Origin of the sequence: Exiguobacterium sp. NPDC077395, assembly GCF_050269125.1 — a bacterium.
Taxonomy (GTDB): domain Bacteria; phylum Bacillota; class Bacilli; order Exiguobacteriales; family Exiguobacteriaceae; genus Exiguobacterium; species Exiguobacterium aestuarii_A.
Genome location: NZ_JBNNHU010000007.1, coordinates 1 through 18,265, shown reverse-complemented (window position 1 = coordinate 18,265; position 18,265 = coordinate 1). Strand labels below are relative to the sequence as shown.

At 46.0% G+C, this 18,265-nt stretch carries 15 protein-coding genes, 3 tRNA genes, 1 rRNA gene, 1 other RNA gene and 1 other annotated feature; of the genes, 15 read left to right on the top strand and 5 right to left on the bottom strand.

What is annotated here, in order from left to right:
• Positions 1-85 (top strand): 5S ribosomal RNA (gene rrf / locus ACQKD4_RS14630); the annotation flags it as partial.
• A 249-nt stretch (positions 86-334) separates the two neighbouring features.
• Positions 335-1,798: an IMP dehydrogenase gene (guaB, locus tag ACQKD4_RS14625; RefSeq protein WP_427373833.1), complete on the top strand. Its 1,464-nt coding sequence runs from the start codon at positions 335-337 to the stop codon at positions 1,796-1,798.
• A 41-nt stretch (positions 1,799-1,839) separates the two neighbouring features.
• On the opposite strand, the gene ACQKD4_RS14620 is transcribed toward guaB, so the two are convergent.
• The 3 genes from ACQKD4_RS14620 to ACQKD4_RS14610 form a co-directional block, all read right to left on the bottom strand.
• Positions 1,840-5,262 (bottom strand): alpha-amylase family glycosyl hydrolase, encoded by a 3,423-nt coding sequence (locus ACQKD4_RS14620; protein WP_427373832.1) that lies wholly within the window; start codon positions 5,260-5,262, stop codon positions 1,840-1,842.
• A 143-nt stretch (positions 5,263-5,405) separates the two neighbouring features.
• Positions 5,406-6,026 (bottom strand): class A sortase, encoded by a 621-nt coding sequence (locus ACQKD4_RS14615; protein WP_427373831.1) that lies wholly within the window; start codon positions 6,024-6,026, stop codon positions 5,406-5,408.
• Positions 6,023-7,426 (bottom strand): PLP-dependent aminotransferase family protein, encoded by a 1,404-nt coding sequence (locus tag ACQKD4_RS14610; RefSeq protein ID WP_427373830.1) that lies wholly within the window; start codon positions 7,424-7,426, stop codon positions 6,023-6,025. The genes ACQKD4_RS14615 and ACQKD4_RS14610 overlap by 4 nt, the downstream gene beginning before the upstream one ends.
• A 287-nt stretch (positions 7,427-7,713) precedes the next feature.
• Here ACQKD4_RS14610 and pdxS point away from each other — a divergent pair, with 287 nt between their 5' ends.
• The 7 genes from pdxS to ACQKD4_RS14575 all read left to right on the top strand — a co-directional run bounded on the left by pdxS (position 7,714) and on the right by ACQKD4_RS14575 (position 12,557).
• On the top strand, positions 7,714-8,604 hold the full coding sequence (pdxS, locus tag ACQKD4_RS14605; protein ID WP_214697307.1) for a pyridoxal 5'-phosphate synthase lyase subunit PdxS: 891 nt from the start codon (positions 7,714-7,716) through the stop codon (positions 8,602-8,604).
• Position 8,605: 1 nt separating this feature from the next.
• Positions 8,606-9,184, top strand: coding sequence for a pyridoxal 5'-phosphate synthase glutaminase subunit PdxT (gene pdxT / locus ACQKD4_RS14600; RefSeq protein WP_214750030.1), 579 nt, complete (start codon positions 8,606-8,608; stop codon positions 9,182-9,184).
• A gap of 85 nt (positions 9,185-9,269) precedes the next feature.
• Complete coding sequence (locus ACQKD4_RS14595) at positions 9,270-10,517, top strand: D-alanyl-D-alanine carboxypeptidase family protein (RefSeq protein WP_427373829.1); 1,248 nt, start codon at positions 9,270-9,272, stop codon at positions 10,515-10,517.
• A gap of 18 nt (positions 10,518-10,535) precedes the next feature.
• Positions 10,536-10,745, top strand: a binding site (T-box leader).
• 52 nt (positions 10,746-10,797) lie between these two features.
• Positions 10,798-12,081 (top strand): serine--tRNA ligase, encoded by a 1,284-nt coding sequence (serS, locus tag ACQKD4_RS14590; protein WP_074034095.1) that lies wholly within the window; start codon positions 10,798-10,800, stop codon positions 12,079-12,081.
• A gap of 138 nt (positions 12,082-12,219) precedes the next feature.
• Positions 12,220-12,310: transfer RNA gene (locus ACQKD4_RS14585), tRNA-Ser, on the top strand.
• Between the two features lie 37 nt (positions 12,311-12,347).
• Positions 12,348-12,438 (top strand) — tRNA-Ser (locus tag ACQKD4_RS14580).
• A 29-nt stretch (positions 12,439-12,467) separates the two neighbouring features.
• Positions 12,468-12,557: transfer RNA gene (locus ACQKD4_RS14575), tRNA-Ser, on the top strand.
• Positions 12,558-12,679: 122 nt separating this feature from the next.
• Here the strand turns inward: ACQKD4_RS14575 and ACQKD4_RS14570 are convergent.
• Together ACQKD4_RS14570 and ACQKD4_RS14565 are read right to left on the bottom strand one after the other, a co-directional pair.
• The gene (locus ACQKD4_RS14570; protein WP_251125747.1) at positions 12,680-13,351 is read right to left on the bottom strand and encodes a deoxynucleoside kinase; all 672 of its coding nucleotides are present in this window, start codon (positions 13,349-13,351) and stop codon (positions 12,680-12,682) included.
• On the bottom strand, positions 13,348-13,983 hold the full coding sequence (locus ACQKD4_RS14565; protein WP_214697300.1) for a deoxynucleoside kinase: 636 nt from the start codon (positions 13,981-13,983) through the stop codon (positions 13,348-13,350). The genes ACQKD4_RS14570 and ACQKD4_RS14565 overlap by 4 nt, the downstream gene beginning before the upstream one ends.
• Positions 13,984-14,104: 121 nt before the next feature.
• On the opposite strand from ACQKD4_RS14565, the gene tadA reads away from it, so the two are divergent.
• The 6 genes from tadA to ACQKD4_RS14535 all read left to right on the top strand — a co-directional run bounded on the left by tadA (position 14,105) and on the right by ACQKD4_RS14535 (position 17,872).
• Positions 14,105-14,605, top strand: a complete 501-nt coding sequence (gene tadA, locus ACQKD4_RS14560) for a tRNA adenosine(34) deaminase TadA (protein WP_427373828.1) — start codon at positions 14,105-14,107, stop codon at positions 14,603-14,605.
• A gap of 53 nt (positions 14,606-14,658) precedes the next feature.
• Positions 14,659-14,926: signal recognition particle sRNA large type (gene ffs, locus ACQKD4_RS14555), an RNA gene on the top strand.
• Positions 14,927-15,020: 94 nt separating this feature from the next.
• Entirely contained in the window at positions 15,021-16,697 is a 1,677-nt protein-coding gene (gene dnaX / locus ACQKD4_RS14550; RefSeq protein WP_214750038.1) for a DNA polymerase III subunit gamma/tau, read from the top strand.
• A gap of 14 nt (positions 16,698-16,711) precedes the next feature.
• Positions 16,712-17,029, top strand: a complete 318-nt coding sequence (locus tag ACQKD4_RS14545) for a YbaB/EbfC family nucleoid-associated protein (protein ID WP_074034102.1) — start codon at positions 16,712-16,714, stop codon at positions 17,027-17,029.
• 22 nt (positions 17,030-17,051) lie between these two features.
• A complete protein-coding gene (gene recR, locus ACQKD4_RS14540) occupies positions 17,052-17,651 on the top strand; it encodes a recombination mediator RecR (RefSeq protein ID WP_012727753.1) in 600 nt (199 codons plus the stop codon).
• Positions 17,648-17,872: a YaaL family protein gene (locus ACQKD4_RS14535; protein ID WP_214697288.1), complete on the top strand. Its 225-nt coding sequence runs from the start codon at positions 17,648-17,650 to the stop codon at positions 17,870-17,872. Before recR ends, ACQKD4_RS14535 begins: the two co-directional genes overlap by 4 nt.
• Positions 17,873-18,265: the final 393 nt, after the last annotated feature.

Here is an 18,265-nt window from a genome sequence, read left to right as displayed (position 1 = left end):
TCCCATGCCGAACACGGAAGTTAAGCGTCTCAGCGCCGAAAGTAGTTGGGGGATCTCCCCCTGTGAGGATAGGACGTTGCCAGGCAACAACGCAGAGGACGACCGAGCATACGCTCGGTCGTTTTTTATGTTCGTTATGAAATCAAACTCCATATTAAACGCCCTCTTCACATGAAATTCCGAACAATTCTCATCTTCTGGATTGGAACGAACACAATTCTGAACTTTCTGAACATCGGGAATTGAATTGCACTTTTGCGTTATACCTGTTACCATTACAGAAATATTTCGAAACAAAGATGTAGGTAGAACGAGAAAGGGGCCATCAATTTTTATGTGGGAAAATAAGTTTGCAAAAGAAGGTTTAACGTTTGATGATGTATTACTCGTACCGAGGTTCTCAAATGTTTTACCACGTGACGTTGATTTAAGCACAAAGCTCTGTGAAGGATTAGAATTGAATATCCCAATCATCAGTGCCGGCATGGACACCGTTACGGAAGCTCCAATGGCGATTGCTATGGCCCGTCAAGGCGGTTTAGGTGTCATTCATAAGAACATGTCTATGGAAATGCAAGCTGAACATGTCGATCGCGTTAAGCGCTCAGAGAATGGTGTCATTACAAATCCTTTCTATTTAACTCCAGATCGTCAAGTGTATGACGCTGAGTATTTGATGAGTAAGTATCGTATTTCTGGCGTCCCAATCGTCAACTCAGAAGAAGAGCGTAAATTAATTGGTATTTTGACGAATCGCGATCTTCGCTTCATCAAAGACTATTCAACCGTCATCAAGGATGTGATGACAACGGAAAACCTCATCACTGCAAAAGTAGGTACATCGCTTGAAGAAGCAGAGCGTATTCTACACCAACACCGCATTGAAAAACTTCCACTTGTCGATGAAGCTGGCGTATTGAAAGGCCTCATCACGACAAAAGATATTGAGAAGGTCGAACAGTTCCCGAACGCAGCAAAAGACAAGCAAGGTCGTCTTCTTGTAGCAGCTGCAGTCGGAGTAACAAAAGATGCAGCATCACGTGCTCAAGTACTTGTAAAAGCAGGCGTAGATGCATTGGTTATCGATACAGCACATGGACATTCGGCTGGTGTGCTTGAAAAAGTTCGTGAGTTGCGCGATACGTTCCCATCGCTCCCAATCATTGCAGGAAACGTAGCTACTGCTGAAGCGACACGTGCTTTGATTGAAGCTGGAGCATCGGTCATCAAAGTCGGAATTGGACCAGGATCAATCTGTACGACACGCGTCGTTGCAGGCGTTGGTGTTCCACAAATCACAGCTGTATATGATTGTGTCACAGAAGCAAAAGAGCATGGTGTATCAGTCATCGCTGATGGTGGAATCAAGTACTCAGGCGATATCGTCAAAGCCATCGCTGCTGGAGCAAACGCTGTCATGCTTGGTAGCTTGCTTGCCGGTGTGAAAGAGAGCCCAGGTGAGATGGAAATTTACCAAGGTCGTCAGTTTAAGACATACCGTGGTATGGGATCTGAAGCATCGATGAAGCGCGGTAGCCAAGACCGTTACTTCCAAGAAGCAGACAAAAAGTTCGTTCCAGAAGGAATCGAAGGACGTGTCGCCTATCGTGGCGAACTCGCTGACACGGTATATCAATTGATTGGTGGTCTTCGCTCAGGTATGGGATACTGTGGCGCTGCCGACATCCGCGCCCTTCGTGAAGACACACAATTCATTCGTATGACGGGTGCGGGTCTTCAAGAAAGTCACCCACACGATGTCAATATCACAAAAGAAGCACCGAACTACTCACGCTAATGTAAAAAGCCGCCATCCTGTACACTCAGGATGGCGGTTTTTTATTTTCGCTTCTCTACTAAAATCACGGTACCCCCTTGATCTTGAGCAGGAAGTGAGACGGTGACTTTACCATTCTTTTGAACGGTGTATTGTTTACCGCTATATCGGTCAATCAAAATGGTTTTCGCTTTATATGAAGTATTAAAGGAAACGGTTTGCGCTTTCTCTTTCGTATTTAATCCGACGAGAACCGATTGTTTTCCATAACTTCGTTTGAAGATCGAATAACCAGCCTCAGAATTTGCAGCGATGGACGAACGTGTCCCTTTACTGAATACGTGCGAATAGTCTGCACGGATATTCAAAAGTTTTTGATAGTGCGTATGCATCGCTTTTCCTTCACCTTTGACGCGAGACCAGTCGAAGTCATAGCGATTTTCATTGAACTCACCTTGATCCATATCGCCCGCATGCTTGCCGGATTGACCGACTTCTTCTCCGTAATAGATCACAGGCTGACCTTTTGCCGTGATTTGAAGAGAGGCTGCGACCATTTGCTTACCAGTGTCCCCGCCTGCCCGCGAGACGAGGAAGCCGTCTTCATCATGACTACTTAAGAATTGTCCGAGCGTCGCTTCGTTCGATAATTGCGTATTTCGATATTGAAGCGCCTTTTCAACGTCTTCGATATTGCCATTTACGAATCGCTCAGCCTGATATTTAAAATCAAAGTCGAGCAAGGAATCCATTTGACCACTTCTTAAGTAGCCGCCTGTGTTGTTGATACTCGCCCCGTAGTGCTCCCCAATCAATTTGAAATTCGGTTTGATTGCCGTTAATTCATTTTTAAATGATTTCCACGTTGTGGAGTCCACGTGTTTGACCGTATCGACACGGAAGTAATCAATCGTGTTGCCTTTTTTCGTTTTCGACCGTTTGATCCAATCTGTCTGCCATTTCACCAACTGTTCTCGAACGGCAGCTTCTTCCGTCTTGAAGTCAGGAAGGCCAGATAAGGACATTTTGAGATCGTCTCCGTCGACGGGATTTTCACGAATCATCCCATCGAATACTTGTCGTTCTGCATCCGTTGGGAAGTTCGTAACGGATGAGCTTGCCCCAGGCTCCATGCCGTAGCCGGGATGGTTCAAGACGACGTCGACCATAATCTTCATTCCACGCTTATGCGCTTCATCAATCAGTTTATGGAAGGCGGCCATATCCCCGAGATGTTCATCGAGTTTTTCAAAGTTCTTGGCCCAATACCCATGATATCCATACTGAGATCCGTCTTTTCCATATCGTAAATCCCAATCGATGTTATCCACAATTGGCGTAATCCAAATCGTATTGATTCCAAGGTCGTCTAAATAATCGAGTTTTTTCGTGACACCAGCAAAATCGCCGCCATGGTAAGATTCAGGATGATCTTTGTCATAGTACTCACGATTCGGATTGTCATTGGATAAATCTCCGTTGTAGAAACGGTCCGTGAGCATAAAATAGATGCGCGCCTCATCCCAGTCAAACGCTTGTTTTTCCTTCATCGTTTTAGGGACGACACGAACTGTTGTTTTTGAGCGATGAACGTTTCCATATTGGTCGATTGCAGTGACGGCAAGCGTCTTATTTCCAGGTTTGACCGTGTCTTTCACCGCGATCGTTTGAGCGTTTAACGCACGATCAATGTGTAACTTTTCAGGACCGCCGAGTGGGCGTGCATCGATATAGAGTTCTCGGAGTGTCACACCTTTTGGCAAGGTCGGGTTTACTCGAACGACCGCATTTTCACGAGAGCTGATGGCTTTCGGACTGACAGAAGAAGTGAGTTTGACTGTTGGTTGACGATATTCGATTTGAGAAGCCTCGAAATAAGGATCTTTCACTTCAGTCGTGACGCCGTCCTTCGTGACGAGATACGTGTAGTCATGGATTCCTTCAGGTAAACGTACCGTGTGGCGGAACCACTCGTTTTCTGGCTCGTAAGTCATCGGATACGTCTCACCATTGATTTTGAGTGCGACCTGATCGATTTCATCCATTTCTCCTGCTTCATAGAGGGCTACATCACGATAGAAGAATTGAATTCCATCTGTACCGTATACGGGACCACTGATTGTCGGAACTTGATGGAAGGCACCTTTTCCGCTTTCGACGACGACCTTCGTGACGCGGTCTTCTCCGAGCGTGACGTATCTGTCTTCACCATAAGCATCCTTAACGGCCCAGTCCGTGCCTTTTCGAATGACAAACCCAACTTTCGTGGCGTCTTGACCGACCGGGATACGGAAGATGGCCCCATCGTCAGTTATCCGGTATGGATCGACTTGTCCGTCTTTTTTCCCTGTGCTCCATGTCCATAAGTTCCAATCCGTATAGTCATGATTGGCACGGACATACTTCATTTCGATATAGCGTGTCGTTTCCCAAGGATCAGCGAGCTTTGTTGCTGTTTTGAAAGTAGTCGTCAATGCCGGGAGTGTTGTATTCGAAATCGTTCCAGTCACTGCACCTTCTGGAATAGTGGCCGTATATGACGTATTGAGAGCGAGAGCCTCTTTCGGTTGAAGTGTCACGCTCGTACCATTCGTCGTCACATCAACGGGGACACGCGTCTCCCCTTGTTGTAAGGTAACCGATGTGGAATCCAAACGGACGGGTTCATTGAACGTCCATGTGATTGGAGCAGACACATCCACATCAATGGATGATGAGGCCGGGGTCACGGACGCAACTTCAAGTTGGTCGATCGTCTCTACCCCATTTAAGGTGAACGGGGCACTATAAACAGATTGTGTGGATGGCGTGGCGGACACGTTCCAACTATTGGCCAATTGATTGGCAGCATTACTCGGAATCGTATCGAACGCCCCATGTTCTCCGGCGTTATTTCCGCTTAATACAGTTAAGGCACGTACTTGATCTCCATTGTTTAAGCCGAGCAATGAAAGAGGAACTTTTCCTTCAAATCCTTTCGTTCGGTCTAAGGCAAAAGCCGCACCGTTCAACTGATTTAATTGCAAAAGTGGTTTCTCTTGACCAGCCTGATAAAGAGCAGCTTCTTTTACATTCTGATCGCCATCGACTCGGACGAGAATATGATACTGAGGCGCCTTGTCGACACCTTTAAAATCGAATGGATAACCGAGGGGATTCGTCGATACACCTGAATCTTCATCATTGATTTGAAGGGCGATGTTGATATATTGCCCGTTGTCTCCCCAGTTCGGGACATTATTCGCATCTACGTAAAAATAAAGGTGTTGGGCATCATTGTTTATGTATAAATCACCGACATCAAATCCTTGCCATCCAGCAGTGGGCGAACTTGCGAGGGCGGGAATATTAGCCCAATCTGTTTTTGCCCCATCAATTGTGATTGCAGTCGGTTCAGCCAATGCGTTCATCGGAACCCCGGATTGAATGAGCAATGCACCGGACAGGAATAAAGTCGAAGCCTGACGAGCAGTTTTTTTCTTCATGAGACACCTCTTTTGTTTGAGTTAAATTGCACAATTTTATGCAAACGTTTTCAAAAATAGTTTAGCGGAAGTTGTAAGCGCTAACAATATGTTTTTGAAAAAACAATAAATAACCGCGTCTCCTGTTGATTGAGGAGATGCGGTCATGATTCAGTAGCGACGAGTGAACCTTTGACGATGAGTCGTTCCGTCGTATCGAACGTACAAGTGATTAATGTAAGGGTAGGAGTAGCTGTTTCATCTAATACATCAACTCGTTCAGGAGAGACGGTCTCAAGCGATGTCACGACGTATTCGTAAGTGTGCGTATCATCTCGAAGATAGATTTTCATACCAACATGGACTTCATGGAGTGGACCGAATAGAGCGGTCGCATGTTGTAAATAATGACCGGCCAGTGCGTAATTGCCTACCCCCATTTGTTGATCGGGATCCATGGTTCCCGCTCCGACGGCGAGACTCTCATCATCTAACCCTCTTATGATCGGGAGCTCTAGTGAAACATCTGGAATCGAAATGACACCGATTGTCGGCAACTGATGAAACCGATTGCGCGCTTGTAAGACGTCCTTTAAAGAGAGTGGTGTGACTGCCGCAAAATCATAACTCGACTCAATTTCACTCTCGTCTTGTAATTCCATATGTTCAACGACATATTCACTCGTTGAACTGGCGATATTCTCTTTCCAAATCGAACTCGTTAAAAAGAATAGACCACTGCCGAGTAAACAAATTCCGATGATCCATCGAACGTGTCGCTTCATGGAGTCGCTCCTTTCGGGATTGCCCAGGCATCCATCAACTGATCAATCACATTCGGTAACGAGGATTCAGGCAAGTGCGCAAAGCCAAACAAAAATTGTTTGTGCGAATCTGGGTGTACGATGCGATAGTCGTTCATCGATTTGATGGCGATCTCGAACGCTTCAGCGGATTGTTTCAATTCTTGCTCTGTCCGATCGCTGATGACGGTCAAGACAACGTGCAATCCAGCGCTCGCACCTGTCACAGTGACAATCGGTTCGAATGGACGGAAGGCAGCGAGCACGATTTCTAACTTGCGGCGGTATATTTTTCGCATCCGATTCAAATGCTTCTCGAAGTCACCACTCGACATGAATAGAGCCAACGTATGCTGTTCGAATCGTGGGACGCTACACGTGAAGTAATGATGCCGCTCTCGGTAACGATTCAAAAGAGGTGTGGGTAACACCATATATCCAATACGAAGGGATGGCATGAGCGATTTCGAGAAAGTACTGATATAGATGACACGTTCGTTCGGGTCCATACTTTGAAGAGACGGGATCGGTTTACCACTATAACGGAACTCACTATCGTAATCGTCCTCAATGATATACGTCTGGTGAACGAGCGCCCAATTCAATAAACGTTGGCGTCGACTGACGGATAGGACAGTACCTGTCGGAAATTGATGGGCAGGCGTTACGTATAGCGCATCGATTGCATGACGTTCGAGCTCACTGACACAAACGCCACTTTCATCTACCGGGATCGGGATAGAGGTGCGTCCCTGTTGCTCGAATAAAAGACGAGTGAGCGGATAGCCGGGATCTTCAATGCCAAAGACCGATGCGTCAGGTAACAAATCCAAAAGCTGTGGAAGGAGTTGTTCCGTCCCTGATCCGACGATGATTTGTTCAGGTGAACACTGGACGCCTCGTGAATGATAGAGATAGGTCGCAATTTCCTGTCGTAGTTCGAGATCCCCTTGGACGGAACCTAGCGCAAGTAGTTCGTGATGAACTTCATCAACAACGTTCTTGACGTGTCTTTTCCAACGTTCAAACGGAAAAGCAGTCGTATCGATTTGACTTGGCGATACATCGTACGTATACGTCTTTTTAGGTGGAGACGGCGTGATGGTGCTGCTCGATCGCCGGACGTACAGTTCCTCTTGCGGCAACACATAATATCCTTTCCGGGGAACGGATTCAATGTACCCTTCGGCGAGTAACTGGGCGTAAGCGAACTCGACTGTCGTCTGAGACACATCCAAAAATTGAGTCAGTTTACGTTTCGAAGGTAACTTAGTACCCGTCTTTAATGTATCGTCGACGATAGCATCCCGAATGTGTTTATATAACTGCTCATATAGCGGGATGGATGAGTCTTGTTCAAGTGAAAAGGTAAGCATATCCATAAAACGACGTTCCTTTCTTTACAAACCGAAAAAGAAGTATAAGAGAAAACCGAGGATAATCAAGGCTGAGACAATTCCAGGTGTACCAAATGAGGAGCGATGACCTCCTTCAAACGGATCACGGTCGAACATAAACATTCCTCCTTTATACTTCAACACGTTCGAGATAGTAGCCATAGAGTCCTTTATCCAAACTGACCACTTTAAAAAATAAGAATCTGGCACTTTTAATATAGTCAATCCAGCTTATACTAGCAAGTAGAACATGAACTCATGGAGGGATTTCAATGGAAAAGAGACAAGTGGGAACAGATAAAGTAAAACGTGGGATGGCAGAAATGCAAAAAGGTGGCGTCATCATGGACGTCATCAACGCAGAGCAGGCAAAAATTGCTGAAGCTGCAGGTGCAGTTGCTGTCATGGCACTTGAACGTGTACCTTCGGATATCCGTAAAATGGGTGGGGTTGCCCGTATGGCCGACCCAACGATCATTGAAGATGTCATGGGAGCAGTATCTGTTCCGGTTATGGCGAAATGCCGTATCGGACATATCGCTGAAGCGCGTGTCCTCGAGTCGATGGGGGTCGACTTTATCGATGAGAGTGAAGTATTGACGCCAGCAGATGAAGAGTTCCATTTGTACAAACGCGACTATACAGCACCGTTCGTATGTGGAGCACGTGACCTTGGCGAAGCGGCGCGTCGTATCGGCGAAGGCGCAGCGATGATTCGTACAAAAGGTGAGCCAGGAACAGGGAATATCGTGGAAGCGGTTCGTCACATGCGTACCGTACAAGCACAAGTGAAACGTCTCTTGTCGATGAGCGTGGATGAAGTCATGACAGAAGCGCGTGACCTCGGAGCTCCATTTGAAGTGCTTATGCAAATTCGTGAAGCGGGTCGTCTCCCGGTCGTTAACTTTGCGGCGGGTGGAATCGCGACACCAGCGGATGCTGCCTTGATGATGCACCTCGGAGCAGATGGTGTCTTCGTCGGATCTGGTATTTTCAAAGCAGAGAACCCAGAGAAATTCGCACGTGCCATCGTAGAAGCGACAACGTACCACGATGACTATGAGCGAATCGCGCACCTTTCAAAAGGATTAGGTGAGGCGATGAAAGGACTCGACGTCCGTACGCTCAAAGATGAAGAACTCATGGCACCACGAGGCTGGTAAGATGGTAACGATTGGCGTATTAGGGATGCAGGGCGCAATTCGTGAGCATGTTCGTATGCTTGAAGCGCTCGGTGCTCAAACCGTTGTAGTCCGCTCACTAGAAGACTTGAAAGCAATCGATGGATTAGTCTTACCAGGTGGAGAAAGTACCGCGATGCGACGCTTACTCGATCGTTATGAGTTACTTGAGCCACTTCGCGACATGGAGACGTTACCGATGTTTGGTACATGTGCCGGCATGATTCTTCTCGCGAACGAAGTCGAAGGGTATGACGCCCACTTAAAGAAAATTCCGATGACAGTAAAACGTAATGCATTCGGACGTCAGGTCGACAGTTTTGAAGTCGATCTTCCGGTAAAAGGAATCGATGAGCCGGTCGAAGCGGTCTTTATTCGTGCCCCACAAGTAGCGCGAGTTGAACCGGAAGTAGACGTGCTCGCCGAAGTTGAGGAAGCGATTGTAGCAGTTCGTTATAACCAGTACCTTGCTTGTTCGTTCCATCCGGAATTGACGGAAGATTTATCATTGCACCGCTATTTTATCGAGATGGTTAAAGAAAATCAGAAGCAATATGCATAAGTTTGAGGGACCTCATGAAAAGGGGGTCCTTCAAACTTATTTTTTGTTACACTGAACAAAGAAGCGTATAGAAAGGGGAAACTATGTGAAGGCTCGCTATTTAATCATGATATTTGTTGCCATGTTGCTTGTACAAGTAATCGTACCCTCAGTCGCCTCTGCGGCCGCGCCAAAAGTCGACGCGGCGAGTGCGATGCTTGTAGACGTGACGACAGGCCAGGTCTTATTTACAAAACAGGAAGATGCCATGCTTCAGCCAGCTTCGATCACAAAGTTGATGACGGCATTTTTGACGCGTGAAGCAATCGAAGAAGGAAAGCTCAGTTGGAATCAGGAGGTTACACCGAGCGACGCTGCCTTGGCGCTGACGAGAAAACCGGGACTAGCAAGAATCCCGCTACTGAATAAACCGTATACCGTCAAAGAGTTATACGATGCAGCATTAATTCGTTCGGCGAACGAAGCGGCTGTGACGCTCGGGGAAGCGGTGTCTGGTTCAGAAGAGGCGTTCGTCAAAGAAATGAATCGTCGAGCGGATGAATTAGGGATGACACAAACGACGTTCGCGAATGCATCGGGACTCGATTCTGTATCAGCCGGTCTACCAGGAGATAATTTGACATCTGCCAACGATTTAATGAAGTTGGCGATTGCATATTTGACGACTTTTCCGGAAGTGCTCGACGTGACGAAACGGGCATACGTGGATGTCGACGGTGTCCGCTTTGACGCGACGAACCGAATGCTCGCCGACCGAGATCTCGCCTATCCGGGGATGCTCGGCTTTAAAACGGGAACAACGAATGAGGCAGGCTATTGCTTTATCGGTGTTTCGACACGGGATGGTCGCACTGTGTTATCCGTCGTTCTTGGCGCACCATCTGATGAGGGGCGCTATGTAGCGACGAAAGCGTTACACGACTATGCATACGCAGATTTCGTCATGACACCGATTTTACGGACAGGGGAAACCATTTCGGAAACGGCAACGGTCTCTCAAGGTGAAACAGAACAGGTCACTGTCCGAACGACGAATGACTTTGAAGTGTTAGTCGAAAAAGGGAAACCTGTCCCGGAACCGAAAGTTGAACTGCTCGAACTAGACGCTCCGGTCAAGGTCGATACACAGGCAGGTACGGTTACCATTGACTCCTCGGATCAAGTTCGCTATTTAGAAGGAGAGACACCTCCGAAGATGACGCTTGTCACGGCAGAGGCGGTGGATACGGCTTCGTTTTTGACGAGAATGACGCGAGCGTTTGTTGATTTCCTCGATCAAATCAGATTGGCACTTGGAAAAATCAGTCTTGTCGAACAAGTTCAGATGTTGTAAAGTAAGATTAATTCAATGACAGATGCGATGATGAGAATAAGTACGTTACGTACGTCTACTGACAGAGAGCTAGTGGTTGGTGCAAACTAGTGAGATGGCGTAACCGAATCGGCCTCGGAGCATTGGCTTGGAAACAAGTCACGTTTGGCACACGTTACGTGCATCGAGTGGCTCATGCATTTGGGCAACGAGGGTGGCAACGCGGATCCAAGGTGGTTCGTCCCTTTCCTACGGGAAAGGGACGTGCCGCCTTTTTTATATGAAAAAAGGAGGAACAGCAATGTTAGACATTAAACGTTTACGACAAGATTTTGAAGGGATTAAAGAAAAATTAGCTTACCGGGGAGAAGACTTGAGTGCACTTGACCGCTTCCCGCAGTTAGAAGAAAAGCGCCGTGACTTGATTAACGAAGTAGAAGTAAAGAAAGCGAAACGTAATGAAGCGACAAAACAAATCGCTGAATTAAAACGCAACAAACAAGATGCAGAAGGTCCAATCTTAGAAACACGCCGTCTTGGGGATGAAATCAAATTGTTGGATGAGGAGTTACGAGAAGTAGAGGCAGAACTCAACTTGATCTTGCTCAGCATTCCAAACATCCCACATGAGTCAACCCCAATCGGTGAGACAGAAGACGATAACGTGACGATTCGTGAAATCGGAACGAAGCCTGATTTTGATTTCGAGCCGAAGCAACATTGGGACGTGATGGAAGACTTAAAAATCGTCGATGTCGAGCGCGCTGGAAAAGTAACGGGCAGCCGTTTTGTCTTCTATAAAGGATTAGGTGCTCGCTTAGAACGTGCTCTGATCAACTTTATGATGGACCTTCATTCAGACGAGCATGGATACTCAGAAGTATTGCCGCCGTACATGGTCAATCGTGATGCGATGATCGGAACGGGTCAACTTCCTAAATTTGAAGAAGATGCGTTCAAAGTTGCGGATACGAACTACTTCCTCGTTCCAACAGCTGAAGTGCCAGTCACAAACATGCACCGTGAAGAAATCATCCCGGAAACGCAGCTTCCGATCACGTATACGGCATATAGCGCTAACTTCCGCTCTGAAGCCGGTTCAGCTGGCCGTGATACACGTGGCTTGATTCGTCAGCACCAATTCAACAAAGTCGAGCTCGTTCGCTTCGTGAAACCAGAAGAGTCATATGAACAACTAGAGTTATTGACAGGTCATGCTGAAGAAGTATTGAAGCGTCTTGAACTTCCGTATCAAGTACTCAGCATGTGCACGGCAGACCTTGGCTTCACAGCTGCGAAAAAATATGATATCGAAGTATGGATGCCAGCACAAGGAATGTATCGTGAGATTTCTTCTTGCTCTAACTTCGAAGATTTCCAAGCGCGTCGTGCGGGAATTCGTTTCCGTCGTGATGCCAACGCGAAACCAGAATTTGTTCACACATTGAACGGCTCAGGATTGGCAGTCGGTCGAACGGTGGCAGCGATTTTGGAAAACTATCAACAGGCGGATGGATCAGTCGTCATCCCAGAAGTTCTTCGTCCTTACATGGGTGGAAAAGAAAAGATTGAAATGCCGAACTAAACACTTGAGCCGCCTCGATTTTGAGGCGCTCAATTTTTTTTAATGTTTTTTCACAAAAGGGTTTGACATCTGTCTCTTCAGTTGGTACTATAAATCATGTCGAGCGACACTGTTGCTCACGAATTGCATATGAGCTTTGGAGGTGTACCCAAGTGGTTTAAGGGAACGGTCTTGAAAACCGTCAGGGGTGTAACAGCCTGCGTGGGTTCGAATCCCACCACCTCCTCCATTTCTTTTTTGGAGGCTCACACAATTTTATATCTTTTGGAGGTGTACCCAAGTGGTTTAAGGGAACGGTCTTGAAAACCGTCAGGGGTGTAACAGCCTGCGTGGGTTCGAATCCCACCACCTCCTCCACTTTCTTTTTTTTACACTTTTTTAGGCCTGGAGTTGTACCCAAGTCCGGCTGAAGGGGACGGACTCGAAATCCGTTAGGAGTCGCAAGGCTCGCGTGGGTTCGAATCCCACCAACTCCGCTTTCAATCGGGCATCTGCAGAGGCAGATGCATTTTTTGTATCCACAGACATAAGTGCTGTGGATTTTTTTATGCACAAAAAAGAGAGATCACGCTTTTGATGGCGTAATCCCTCTGTATCTTTATCTAACTTTTGCTTCGCGGGCAATCGTTAATTGCTTTTCGATTTTTTCAAGGATGAGTTCGACTGAATCTGGGTCTTTGATGAGGTCGTACTCTTCAATCGAGAGGCGTAGTACTGGGCACAAGTTGAAGTTGTTGATCCACTCTGTGTAGCGTTCGTACATCTCTTCCCAATAAGCGATTGGTGTTTGTTGCTCCATCTCGCGACCGCGCATCTGGATACGTTCAAGGACTTGTTCGAACGAACCTTCAAGGTAAATCAATAAGTCTGGATGCGGGAAGAAGGGTGTCAACACCATAGCCTCGAACAAACTTGAATACGTTTCGTAGTCTGTTGGTGACATCGTTCCTTTTTCATAATGCATTTTTGCGAAGATGCCTGTATCTTCGTAGATGGAACGGTCTTGAATGAAGCCACCACCGTATTGGAAGATTTTCTTCTGTTCTTTAAAGCGTTCCGCTAAGAAGTAAATTTGAAGATGGAAACTCCAACGTTCAAAATCATGATAGAATTTATCGAGGTAAGGGTTCGTATCTACTTTCTCTAGAGACGTTCGGAAGTTTAAAGCATCGGCTAACGAATTGGTAATCGTCGATTTCCCGATTCCAACCATTCCACCGATTGTAATGATCGTATCGTTCGGAATGTTATATTTATCAATCAGCTTCATTTTAATTGTGCTCCTTTAGTTAATTCTAATTCGCGTTCAATCGTCTTCAGGACATGTGTCAAATCGTCCGGATTGTGTACAAAGTCGAGTTCATCCCCACTAAATGAGAGGATTTTCACTTCTGGATGGGCCGCGCGATAGGATTCGACGAACGTCTCATAATCGTGAGCAAGTTGTTCGAGATAATCGCGAGACATATTTTCTTCCACTTCACGTCCACGCAAAGCAACGCGTTTCATCAGTGTCTCAATGCTGGCGTGTAAGTAAATGACGACATCAGGTTTCGGCATATCATGTGTCAAAATCTTATAAATCTGCTCGTACTTGTTTAAATGCGCAGGTTTCAGCGAACGGTGAGCAAAAATCAAGTTTTTGAAAATATGATAGTCCGAAACGACGGATTGCTGTTGACTCAAGTGGTGTTTATGAATATCATCCAACTGCTTGAATCGATTGCATAAGAAGAACATTTCCGTTTGGAAACTCCATTCTTCGATATCTTCATAAAACTTGCCGAGAAATGGGTTCTCTTCTACAATTTCATTCAGCATTTGCATCGAGAAATGCTGACTGATGATATGGGCCAGTGATGTTTTCCCGACACCAATCGGTCCTTCTACCGTTATAAACATATGATGTCATCCTCCATTATCCAAAGTGCAAGTTCCATTCTAGCATAGAATGCGAATGATATGGCGAGGGATTTGATTTTCATTTTTTTTCATAGTGTTAAATAAGAAATGAGGTGAATCGATGGAACGTGATGAACGATTTATGCAGTTGGCCATCGAAGAAGCAAAGAAAGCAGAAGCCATCGGTGAGGTCCCGATCGGCTGTGTGATTGTGAAAGGTGATGAAGTGATTGCGACTGGTCATAATCGTCGTGAAACCGATCTTTTAGCTGCTGCTCACGCTGAGATGATTGCGATTGAAGCGGCGAATGAAGCATTAGGAAATTGGCGATTAGAAGATTGTGAGTTATACGTCACACTCGAACCTTGTCCAATGTGTGCGGGTGCCATTGTGCTATCCCGAGTGAAGCGGATCATCTTCGGTGCGCATGATCCGAAAGGGGGTTGTTGCGGTACGTTGATGAATTTGGTACAAGATGAACGATTCAATCATCAGGCTGACGTAACAGAAAATGTTTTAGCAGAAGAATGTGGGCGACTTCTAACTGATTTCTTCCGGGCGCTTAGAGAAAGGAAGAAACAAGAGAGACTTCATCAGAGAGGTTGCAACCCAATCGATTAAACAGTATAATGTAATAGCACTCGAGATAGTGCATAATTTCATTTACCCATTTGCCGTGCTAGGTGGGGAGGTAGCGGTGCCCTGTCACTCGCAATCCGCTGTAGCGAGACTGAATCCCGATTCGAGGGAGTGCGCTGGTGTGGTCTGCCTTATGTAAGTGGCGTTGACGTCTGAGTCCTGCGCAACGGTCACCCATGAACCAGGTCAGGTCCGGAAGGAAGCAGCCTTAAGTGGTGACGTACCGTGTGCCGCAGGGGTGCTTGGGCTGAGCAAACTGCATGAGTAACGCATGTTGACGTGCTTTCAGAAATCGGTGCGCGGCAGATTTATTTTATAACTTCAATCTATGGCCCCAGGGCTGTAGATTTTTTTGTATGATGAGATAGAGAAGAAAAGTGGGGAAGGAGGCGAACTCATGGCGTATCAAGCGTTATATCGAGTATACAGACCTCAGTCATTTCAAGAGGTCGTCGGTCAAGTCCATATCACACGTACGATTCAAAACGCTTTATTAGAGGAGCGGATGTCACACGCCTATCTATTTTCAGGTCCACGCGGGACAGGGAAGACAAGTTTAGCGAAAATCATTGCTAAGGCGATCAACTGTGAAAGTGCACCGACACGTGAACCGTGTAATACCTGTCCGACGTGTATCGCTATCACGGAAGGTACGAGCCCGGACGTGTTTGAAATCGATGCGGCATCAAATAATGGAGTTGACGAAATTCGAGAAATCCGAGACAAAGTCAAATACCCACCGTCTCAAGGTCGCTACAAAGTATATATCATTGATGAAGTGCATATGTTGTCGACAGGTGCATTCAATGCATTATTGAAAACACTTGAAGAACCGCCAGCACATGCGATTTTTATTTTGGCAACGACAGAACCGCATAAAATTCCGGCAACGATTATTTCGCGCTGTCAGCGATTTGATGTCAAACGACATGAAGTGAGTCAATTGCAAACCCGGATGGCCTATATTTTGAATGATCAAGACCATGATTATGATCCGGAAGCATTGAAACTAATTGCACGGGCTGCTGATGGCGGGATGCGGGATGCCCTTAGCTTGCTTGATCAGGCCTTGGCATTTAGCGATGGGCGTCTGACGGAAGAAGCGGTGTTAGAAGTAACGGGTGCTGTGACGGATGAAACACTGCTCGAAATGGCATACGGGTTACAGAAAAAAGAGTTAAATGCGATTTTGAGTACGCTTGAAATGATGTTACGTGAAGGGAAAGATTTAAAGCGTTTCATCGAAGACTTAGTGTTCGTCCATCGGGATGCGTTACTCTTGAAAGCATCTCCGCAAGCTGCCGACTTATTAGAGCGTGCTCGTCCGACTGATGAGTTCCGTCAGTTTGTCGAAGCGACTTCGACGGACGAATTGTTCCAAGTGATTGAAGAGCTCAATGAGTGCCAGCAGCAAATGAGACTGTCGAATCATCCGAAGGTATTGGTAGAGTTAACGTTCATTCGAATTGCAGAACAAGGTCGCACGATCAGTGAGCAGATGACACAACTTCAAGACCAAGTACGTGAGTTGAGCCGCGAATTGAATGAAGTGAAGAAGAATGGCGTGACTGTGACAGGTGGAGAGGTGGAAAAACCGAAGCCTGCTCCGAAACGAACACAAATCCGAGTGCCGAAAGAGCGGATTCGCCAATTACTTCAGCGAGCTGAGCGGCAGCATTTGAATGCGATTCGCGATAGTTGGGGCGACATCATGACGAATATCCGGATACAGGATGGTCCAATCTTCGCACTCTTCTATGAAAGTGAGGCTGTCCTTTGTGCAAGTGACACCTTACTGGTACAATTTAAAGATGGAATGACATGGCACTATGAACAAGTGAGTTCGAATGGTCGTACGCGTGATGTAATCGAGCAGGCGTTATTTGAAGTTACGGGGATTCGTCGTGAAATTATGGCGGTGCTTGAAACGGATTGGAATGAACTGAAGAATGAGTTCATCCTTCAAAAACAAGCAGAGCGGACAGAACGAGTCGAAGAACCAGAAACTGAAGACCCGTTGGTTGCACAGGCGATGGAACGTTTTGGCGATGTCGTTGAAATCGAAGAAACATAAGGGAGGCGCTCTGAATGCGTGGAATGGGAAATATGAATAACATGATGAAACAAATGCAAAAGATGCAAAAAGATATGGCGAAAGCTCAAGAAGAACTAAAAGAGTTATCAGTAGAAGGTACTGCAGGAGGCGGCATGGTAAAAGTTGTCGTCAGCGGTCATAAAGAGGTTTTAGATGTCATCATTGCAGAAGATGTCGTCGACCCGGAAGATGTAGATATGTTGCAGGATCTCGTCTTAGCAGCAATTAATGATGCGATGAAGCAAGCTGATCAGCTTGTGAATGATAAGATGGGACGTTTCACACAAGGTATGAATCTCCCAGGCTTTTAAGTGAAGAAAGGATCGATGCGAGTTGCAATACCCTGAAGCCATTGGACGATTGATTGAGAGTTTTACGAAACTACCTGGAATCGGTCCTAAAACTGCAGTGCGTTTGGCGTTCCATGTATTAGATATGGAAGAAGACGATGTATTAACGTTTGCGAAGTCTCTCGTCAGTGCGAAACGGGACATCAAATATTGTACCGTGTGCGGTCACATTACAGATATTGATCCTTGTGCAATCTGTAAAGACTCACATCGGGATGAAACGGTAGTTTGTGTGGTTCAAGATTCAAGAGACGTGATTGCCATGGAGAAAATGAGAGAGTATAGAGGGAAATATCATGTTCTTCATGGAGCCATAAGTCCAATGGAAGGGATTGGTCCAGAGGATATTAACGTTTCAAGCTTGCTGACACGGTTACAAGAGAACGAGTCAATCCAAGAAGTGATTTTAGCGACGAACCCGAACATTGAGGGAGAAGCGACTTCGATGTATTTATCACGCTTACTTAAGCCGACAGGAATCCGTGTAACTCGTCTCGCGCATGGTTTGCCCGTCGGTGGGGATTTAGAGTATGCGGACGAAGTGACCTTGTCTCGAGCGATGGAAGGTAGAAGAGAATTATGAAATGGTTTCGTAAGTCGTTAAAAGATGATTATGATCAACGACTACTGACTGAGTTGATGGAAGCGAAAGCTAAGTTTGAGTCGAAACGTCGGATGCTTGAAGTTAGCATCGAAGATACAGGAGAATTAGCGGCTCAAGTGAAGCAAGCAGAAGCTCTTTACTTTTTCTATTTGAAAGAGGCGAAAAAACGAAATGTATCCTTATCGTCTCTCCGTTCATAAGGCGAAGCCGTTGGCTCGCCTTATTTTATTTTTAACCCTATATAATGAAGAAAAAAATATAGTGTGAGTGATTAAAGCATAATTTAATAAATTTCTTAAAACTATTTTAATAAAAGGGTTGCGTGATTAAAGTTTTACTGATATATTAATAGACGTCGCCGAGATAAGTGGCAAACAAAATAAAAAATATTTTAAAAAGTGATTGACCTTTTGTTCTTCACTTGGTAAGATATTAAAGTCGCCAAGAGCGACAGACGAACATTGAAAACTGAACGATGAGGCAAAAATAAGTTTTACAATTTTTGAATGAAGCGCAAGCTTCGTCAATTTAAGAGCTATATCAAATTCTTTGGAGAGTTTGATCCTGGCTCAGGACGAACGCTGGCGGCGTGC